Annotated in this window: 7 protein-coding genes; 4 read left to right on the plus strand and 3 right to left on the minus strand. The window is 62.1% G+C overall.

The window, feature by feature from the left end; all coding sequences use genetic code 11:
* Positions 1-137 precede the first annotated feature (137 nt).
* A complete protein-coding gene (gene gyrB / locus JZY06_RS06770) occupies positions 138-2,228 on the plus strand; it encodes a DNA topoisomerase (ATP-hydrolyzing) subunit B (RefSeq protein WP_207278802.1) in 2,091 nt (696 codons plus the stop codon).
* 383 nt (positions 2,229-2,611) lie between these two features.
* On the plus strand, positions 2,612-3,070 hold the full coding sequence (locus JZY06_RS06775; protein WP_207278803.1) for a hypothetical protein: 459 nt from the start codon (positions 2,612-2,614) through the stop codon (positions 3,068-3,070).
* A 58-nt stretch (positions 3,071-3,128) separates the two neighbouring features.
* On the opposite strand, the gene JZY06_RS06780 is transcribed toward JZY06_RS06775, so the two are convergent.
* The 3 genes from JZY06_RS06780 to JZY06_RS06790 all read right to left on the minus strand — a co-directional run bounded on the left by JZY06_RS06780 (position 3,129) and on the right by JZY06_RS06790 (position 4,536).
* Entirely contained in the window at positions 3,129-3,578 is a 450-nt protein-coding gene (locus JZY06_RS06780; protein WP_207278804.1) for a DUF6918 family protein, read from the minus strand.
* A gap of 416 nt (positions 3,579-3,994) precedes the next feature.
* Positions 3,995-4,315: a hypothetical protein gene (locus tag JZY06_RS06785; protein WP_207278805.1), complete on the minus strand. Its 321-nt coding sequence runs from the start codon at positions 4,313-4,315 to the stop codon at positions 3,995-3,997.
* A 5-nt stretch (positions 4,316-4,320) separates the two neighbouring features.
* On the minus strand, positions 4,321-4,536 hold the full coding sequence (locus JZY06_RS06790; RefSeq protein WP_207278806.1) for a CopG family transcriptional regulator: 216 nt from the start codon (positions 4,534-4,536) through the stop codon (positions 4,321-4,323).
* A 274-nt stretch (positions 4,537-4,810) separates the two neighbouring features.
* Between JZY06_RS06790 and gyrA the strand changes: the two genes are divergently transcribed.
* On the plus strand, positions 4,811-7,387 hold the full coding sequence (gyrA, locus tag JZY06_RS06795) for a DNA gyrase subunit A (protein ID WP_242516802.1): 2,577 nt from the start codon (positions 4,811-4,813) through the stop codon (positions 7,385-7,387).
* Between the two features lie 253 nt (positions 7,388-7,640).
* The gene (locus JZY06_RS06800; RefSeq protein WP_207278808.1) at positions 7,641-7,985 is read left to right on the plus strand and encodes a DUF3566 domain-containing protein; all 345 of its coding nucleotides are present in this window, start codon (positions 7,641-7,643) and stop codon (positions 7,983-7,985) included.
* Positions 7,986-8,058 lie beyond the last annotated feature (73 nt).

Below are 8,058 nucleotides of genomic sequence, written 5' to 3' on the forward strand. Positions count from 1 at the left end.
CCCCGAAATCAGCGTCCCGCCGGAAGCTGGTTACGGTTTGTTGCCCCACAGCCCCACACAGTCCCTCACGCCGTATTGCAGCCGTGTAGGATAAGGGGGTCAAAATTCCAGTCTCAGGCCAAGGAGCGACGCCACCCGTGTCCGCTACAGAACACCACTATGACGCCTCATCGATCACCATCCTTGAGGGTCTGGAAGCCGTCCGCAAACGCCCGGGCATGTACATCGGTTCCACCGGTGAACGTGGCCTGCACCATCTGGTGTGGGAGGTTGTCGACAACTCCGTTGACGAGGCGATGGCCGGCTACGCCGACAAAGTCGATGTGACGCTGTTGGCTGACGGTGGCGTGCAGGTGGTCGACAACGGCCGTGGCATCCCCGTCGACAAGCACCCCTCCGGCCCGCCGACAGTGCAGGTCGTGATGACCCAGCTGCACGCCGGCGGTAAATTCGACTCTGAATCCTATGCCGTCTCCGGTGGTTTGCACGGTGTGGGTATTTCCGTGGTCAACGCGCTGTCGACCAGGCTGGAAGCCGATATCAAACGCGACGGCTACCACTGGTACCAGAAATTCGACCGGGCGATTCCCGGTGAATTGGAGCAGGGCGGCAAATGCCGCGGCACCGGAACCACCATCCGCTTCTGGCCGGACCCGGAGGTGTTCGAAACCACCGAGTTCAAGTTCGACACCATTGCCCGCCGCCTGCAGGAAATGGCTTTCCTCAACAAGGGCCTGACGATCACGTTGACTGACCTGCGGGTCACCGAGGAACAGGCCGAACTCGATGAGCTGGCCGAACGCGATGACGCGGATTCACTCGACGACGATGATGACCGTCCCGATCTGCTGGATACCGATGACGGCCGCGGTGACGATGACGACGACAGTGATGCGGCGGAAGGCAAGGACAAAAAGAAGTCCGGCAAGCCGAAGCAGAAAAAACGCATCTACCACTACCCGGATGGCCTGAAGGACTATGTCCGCAGCCTGAACAAGTCGAAGACCGCCGTCCACCCGACGATCATCGCCTTCGACGCCAAGGACGAGACCAACGAGCTGGAGGTTGCCCTGCAGTGGAATTCCTCCTACTCGCAGTCTGTGCACACCTTCGCCAACACCATCAACACCATTGAGGGTGGTTCCCACGAGGAGGGTTTCCGTGCCGCGGTGACCTCCCTGATGAACCGGTATGCCCGCGAGCACAAGATGCTCAAAGACAAAGAACCCAATCTTTCCGGTGACGACTGCCGTGAAGGATTGGCCGCCGTGGTGTCGGTTCGTGTCTCCGATCCGCAGTTCGAGGGCCAGACGAAGACGAAACTCGGCAACACCGAAGTGAAATCGTTTGTGCAGCGGATGATCAACGAGCATCTGGCGCATTGGCTGGAAGCCAATCCGGCGGAAGCCAAAGTGATCATCAACAAGGCGATCAGTTCGTCGCATGCCCGCCAGGCGGCCCGCAAAGCCCGGGAGCTGGTGCGCCGCAAATCGGCCACAAACATGGGTGGTCTGCCCGGCAAACTGGCCGACTGCCGCAGCAAGGATCCGGTCAAATCGGAGCTGTACCTGGTGGAGGGTGACTCCGCCGGTGGTACCGCCAAGAAGGGCCGTGATTCGCTGTACCAGGCGATCCTGCCGCTGCGGGGCAAAATCCTCAATGTGGAGAAAGCCCGCCTGGACAAGGTGCTGAAAAACAATGAGGTGCAGGCGATTATTTCGGCGCTGGGCACCGGCATCCACGACGAGTTCGATATCGAGAAGCTGCGCTACCACAAGATTGTGCTCATGGCCGACGCCGATGTTGACGGCCAGCACATCGCCACCCTGCTTCTGACCCTGCTGTTCAGGTTCATGCCGCAGCTGGTTATCGACGGCCATATTTATCTTGCGCAGCCGCCGCTGTACAAGTTGAAGTGGCAGAAGGGCGAACCCGGTTTCGCCTACTCCGATGCCGGCCGTGACGAGCAGCTCAAAGAAGGTCTGGAAGCCGGCCGCAAGATCAACACCGACGACGGTATCCAGCGCTACAAGGGTCTCGGCGAGATGAGTGCGAAAGAGCTGTGGGAAACCACACTTGATCCAACCAGCCGTACCCTGCGCAAGGTGACCATGCCCGATGCCCAGGCCGCCGACGAGGTCTTTTCCATTCTCATGGGCGATGACGTGGTGGCCCGCCGCTCGTTTATCACCCGCAACGCCAAAGACGTCCGCTTCTTGGACGTCTAGGTTCACCCGGTCCCGGTTGACGGAAAATCTGTTCAACCAACCGGATCTGTCCGCCCCGCCCCCACCGTTTTTCGGTGGGGGCGGTTGTGGTTGGGGGCTGCTGCAGTCTGCCGCCCATGGTCCCTGCGGGATGCCGACCCATGGCTGCCGCCGATCACCTGTGCTGAGACAGCACTGAAAGTGCGGTGAAAGTCGGCTGTGGCAGGCTGTGACCTGTATTAATGGTTCAGCGCCGGGTCCTGCTCGCGTGCGGCGGGGGATTGCTTTATACTCGTGGGTGTTACTGAAGTGACTCAAGTGACTGGTGATACAAGGGAAGGTACCACCGGTTGGACTCACTTCACGGGTTTGTCGTGCCCGGGGAAATAGAAGGGACCACCGACGTGAACACTATCTCGCCACGTCGCCGCTACAAGGGTCTTCAGGTGGGGATCTGGTTGGGGGCTGCCGCAGCCGTGGCCGAATTCGTCACCGCCTGTGTTGTCTACGGGTTTTCCGGTGGTACCGATGTGACCATGGCTGTTGTGTGCGGTATCGGCACCCTGGTCGTCTGTGCCGCCGCCTGGGAGTTGTGGCTTAACTACCACGACTACCGGCTGGAGTGGCCGCAGGACGGGGACAGTGGCACGGCCGATGGGGATTATCCGCGGGCGGCGTATTCAGCCGGGTCGGCTGATAACGGGGCTGGTCGATCAACGCCCCTGGCCACCGATGGCAGGGAATTCGACTGGTATTTCACCGGTGCCGATCCGGTGGCCGACACTGCCCCGGCGGCCAGTGCCCGGCCGTACCGGGAGGTTGCCGGGGAGACCGGCCGTGAGGTGGTCCCAACCGGCGGATGAGGCTGGACAAGGCCTGCGGCACACGCCCGTTGCACTGCGGGGGCAGGTGGGTGTCCGGTTACTGCGCGGCGTATTTTTCCACCAGATCCCCCATGGGGCCGATGGCCGGCCGGAGGTATTTCGGTGCTTTCGCCCGCAGCCTGCCGTAAAGCGCTTTCAACGGGGCGTTGTCGAGCTGGTCTGATTGTTTGTCGGCCTCGGCGACCAGGTGGGCCGCCACCTCGTCTTCCCGCTTTCCCAGGTAGTCGCCGAAGCTGCGGGCCGCAGTGGGGTTGGCGCGGTAGCTGTCCCAGAAACCCTGCAATGCGTCGGCCATATCCGGGATCATCCGGTTGATGCCTTTTTTCACCGTTCCGGGCTGGGCTTTTTCCACTGAACCGATGGTCGCTTTGATCGCTGTTCCGGTGATGCCCGAGTATCCGGCGATGGTGTCTGTGGTCAGTGCGGCCAGCTCTTCGGCCAGCCGACTGCGGCAGGGGCCGGTCAGTTGGGTGCGCAGGTCATTCATCGGGCGATCCTTCAGGTGGGGTGATCAGCGGCTAAAACACACACCGGACACCATGGTGTCGGCGGCTGGTGTTCTCACCGCCATTGTTCCACACCCTGCCCGGTTGCCTTGTCCGGCCGGGCACATGTGGCGACGGCCCCGGGCCTGTCACCGGCACCATGGGTGGCACGGTGACGGCCCCGGGGCCGTCGTCATGATCGGGTGTCGTGATTCTTCCTCCACAGCCGTCCGGTGACTGATGGCGGGTACACCGGCAATCACATCAGTCACACAAGTTAACTGCAATCACAACAGTCACTGATGTTACACCACCGGTGGTGCCGCGCACATGGTTTGGGCACAATTTCGTGATTTTTCCCCGGTGCCCTCCCGCCCGGGGTCACCCCGGACCTGGTGAACCCGGGTGCTGCACGGGACTAGCGGGCCAGATACACCCGGGCGGCAATCACGGCAAACACATCGTTGGCGCGGTCTAGGGGGGCGAGTTTTTCAATGGTTTCAGCCAGTGCCCAGGCGGCGGTGCGGAGATCCCGGTGGACAAAAACACCGTTGATGCGGGCCGCGGGCACCGCAGCCGCTGCCGCCAGGGCCGCATGGTCGGTGATGACAGCGCCGTATCTGCCGCACACCCGTTCGGCGACGGCGACCAGATCATCGACCATGCAGACCCGCGGGTACTGCTGGCCGGTTGCGCCGGTTACTGCTGCGGCCGGGCCGGTGGGACTGGATGATGTCACCGCGCTCACCCGGCCTGGGTGTGACGGAGCATTTTTTTGGTTGCCGCGTAGTCGTCGAGGAAACGTTCGGCCAGTTCGGCGACTTCCTGGCGGGCGAGAGTACGGGCAGCCTGGGCGATGATGGCCCGCACGGCCGCATCGTGTTTGCTGCGCCCCTGTGCGGCAGCCAGCAGTGCCAGTGCCCGGTCCTGTTCATCGGTCAAGCGCAAAGTCATTGCCATGACAGCCCACGCTAGCAGGATCTGGTATCACAGTGGTGGCATGATCGGGCGGTGGTATGCCCGTATTGGCGTTGACAGTGTCCACAATCGGTTGCAGGGTTGTGCCGCGGGGTAGAATGGGAACGACGTGCCGCGGGGCCAGCGCCCTGTGTGGGACGCGTTGAAATGTTTGCCATCTACCAGACGGGACACACGAGAAACAGTGAGTGACGACACCACCCAGGACGGCGAGGCTCTCTTCGACCGCATCCAGCCCATCGACATCCAGGACGAGATGCAGTCGAGCTACATCGACTACGCCATGTCCGTTATCGTCGGCCGTGCCCTCCCGGAGGTCCGGGACGGTTTGAAACCGGTGCACCGGCGCATTCTGTACGCCATGTTCGACTCCGGCTACCGGCCTGAACGCTCCTATGTGAAGTCCTCGCGACCGGTCTCTGATGCGATGGGTAAATTCCACCCGCACGGCGACAGCGCCATCTACGACACCCTGGTGCGTATGGCCCAGCCGTGGTCGATGCGCTACCCGCTGGTTGACGGGCAGGGCAACTTCGGTTCCCCCGGCAATGACGGTGCGGCCGCCATGCGTTACACCGAGTGCCGTCTCACCCCACTGGCCATGCAGATGGTGCGCGATATCCGCGAGGACACCGTCAATTTCCAGCCGAACTACGACGGCAAAAACATGGAACCGGTGGTGCTGCCCTCCCGTGTCCCGAACCTGCTGATGAACGGCTCCGGCGGTATTGCCGTCGGCATGGCCACCAACATTCCGCCGCACAACCTCACCGAGCTGGGTTCGGCGATCTGCTGGCTGCTCGACAATCCGGACGCGGAGCCGAAGGAAGCGCTGGCCGCCTGCATGGAACGGGTCAAAGGCCCCGATTTCCCCACCGCCGGTCTGATTGTCGGCGACCAGGGCATCAAAGAGGCCTACACCACCGGCCGCGGTTCGATCAAGATGCGCGGGGTCTCCGAAATCGAGCAGGAGGGCACCCGCCAGCGCATTGTCATCACCGAACTGCCCTACCAGGTCAACCCGGATAATCTGATCTCCTCGATTGCCGACCAAATCTACAACGGCAAACTGGCCGGCATCGCCGACATCCACGACGAGTCCTCCGACCGCATCGGCATGCGCATTGTCATCCACTTAAAGCGCGACGCCGTGCCGCGGGTGGTGCTCAACAACCTCTACAAGCACACCCAGCTGCAGACCTCTTTCGGCGCGAACATGCTCTCGATTGTCGACGGTGTGCCGCGCACCCTGCGCCTGGACCAGATGCTGCGCTTGTATGTGACCCACCAGATCGAGGTCATTGTCCGGCGCACCAAACACCGGCTCAATGAAGCGGAAAAAGAAGCCCACATTCTGCGCGGCCTGGTCAAGGCACTCGACATGCTCGACGAGGTCATTGCCCTGATCCGCCGCTCGTCGACCCCGGATGTGGCCCGCACCGGTTTGATGGAACTGCTCGAGATCGACCAGATTCAGGCCGATGCGATCCTGGCGATGCAGCTGCGCCGCCTGGCAGCGATGGAACGGCAGAAGATCATCGACCGGTTGGCTGAAATCGAAACCATCATCGCCGATCTGAAGGATATTCTCGCCCGCGAGGAACGGCAGCGCTCCATCGTCAAGGAAGAACTGACCGAAATCGTCGACAAGTACGGCGACGAACGCCGCACCGAGATCATTGCCGCCACCGGTGATGTGACAGAGGAAGATTTGATCGCCCGGGAAAACGTGGTGGTCACCATCACCTCCACCGGGTATGCCAAACGCACCAAGGTTGATTTGTACCGCTCGCAGAAACGCGGCGGCAAAGGGGTGCGCGGCGCGGAGCTGAAACAAGACGATGTGGTGCGCCACTTCTTTGTCTGCTCCACCCACGACTGGATCCTGTTTTTCACCAACTTCGGCCGGGTCTACCGGTTGAAGGCCTACGAGCTGCCCGAGGCCTCGCGCACGGCCCGCGGCCAGCATGTGGCCAATCTGCTGGCCTTCCAGCCGGGTGAACAAATCGCCCAGGTCATCCAGATCCAGTCCTACGAGGATGCCGACTACCTGGTGCTGGCAACCGCCGGCGGCAAGGTGAAAAAGTCCCGGCTGTCCGACTACGACTCGACCCGTTCCGGTGGGCTGATCGCCATCAACCTCAACGAGGGTGACACACTGATCGGTGCGGCCCTGGCCTCTGCCGATGATGATCTGCTGCTGGTCAGTGAAGAGGGACAGGCCATCAGGTTCACCGCCGATGATGAGGCACTGCGCCCCATGGGCCGGGCAACAGCCGGTGTGATGGGCATGCGTTTCCGCGGTGACGACAAGATGCTGGCGATGTGTGTGGTCCGCGAGGGCGGCTACCTTTTGGTGGCCACCACCGGCGGCTACGGCAAGCGCACCGCTTTGGAGGAATACCCCACCAAAAACCGTGGTGGACTGGGTGTGGTCACCTTCAAATACACCCCCAAACGCGGCAAGCTCATCGGTGCATTGACCGTCGACGAGGAAGACCAGATTTTCGCCATCACCTCTGCCGGCGGAGTCATCCGCACCGAGGTCGACCAGATCAGGCCCTCCTCGCGCCAGACCATGGGCGTGCGTCTGGTCAACCTGGAAAAGGGTGTCGAGCTTTTGGCCATCGACCGCAATGTGGAACACGAAGGGGAAGAAACCGCCGAAGCGGTAGCCACCGGTCAGGCGGCGTCCCCTTCCGGTGACGCCGACGAGCAGACTACCCTTGACGAGGAACACGAAACACTTGTCGAAGCAGGTGCCACCGACAAGACGGACGCCAGTGGTGTTCCGGTCACCGACGACGATGACGGGGACGACGACGAGTCATAAACCAAGACCCGGTCCACCGGGGACCGGGGTCTTGTGACCCGCCCGGGCGCCGACAGTGGGGTCCTGGCCGGTCACGACCGTGGCCCGGTCGACCGGCGGACACGGACCCTGTCGGTGTCATCGTCTCGTCCGCGGGCACGATCCACCGGACACACAACCATTTCCGGTGTTTCATCCGCCCGTGGGCGGTACCCCCCACCAACCGGTGGACGCCCGTCACAACAACGCTAGCTTGTAAGGAGCACACCCATCCATGGCAACCCGTGAGGTCACCATCGCCCGGATATCCCCGCTGTCGGCTTTCAGAACAGGTCTCGCCCTGTCCCTGGCCGGCCTGGCGGCCTGGATTTTGTGCATTGTCATGCTCTACTTCGGCCTGGACTACTTCGGCATCTGGGAGAAAATGAACTCCGTGATCGGCGGGGCGGGCGGCGAAGAAATCATCACCTTCGGCACCGTTTTGTCGATCGCCGCCCTGATCGGCGCGGTGACCGCGATCATCACCACCATCCTGGCGCCACTGATCGCCATCATCTACAACGGATTCGTGGACCTGTTCGGCGGAATCACCGTGCTGCTGAAAGAACACACCTACTGATCGGCCGACCATCCCCGACGACGCAACCCGGGACCGGTGAACAACTGGTCCCGGGTTGTCTGCACTGTTGTGC

The sequence above is a fragment of the Corynebacterium mendelii genome (genome assembly GCF_017307055.1).
GTDB classification, from domain to species: Bacteria; Actinomycetota; Actinomycetes; order Mycobacteriales; family Mycobacteriaceae; genus Corynebacterium; species Corynebacterium mendelii.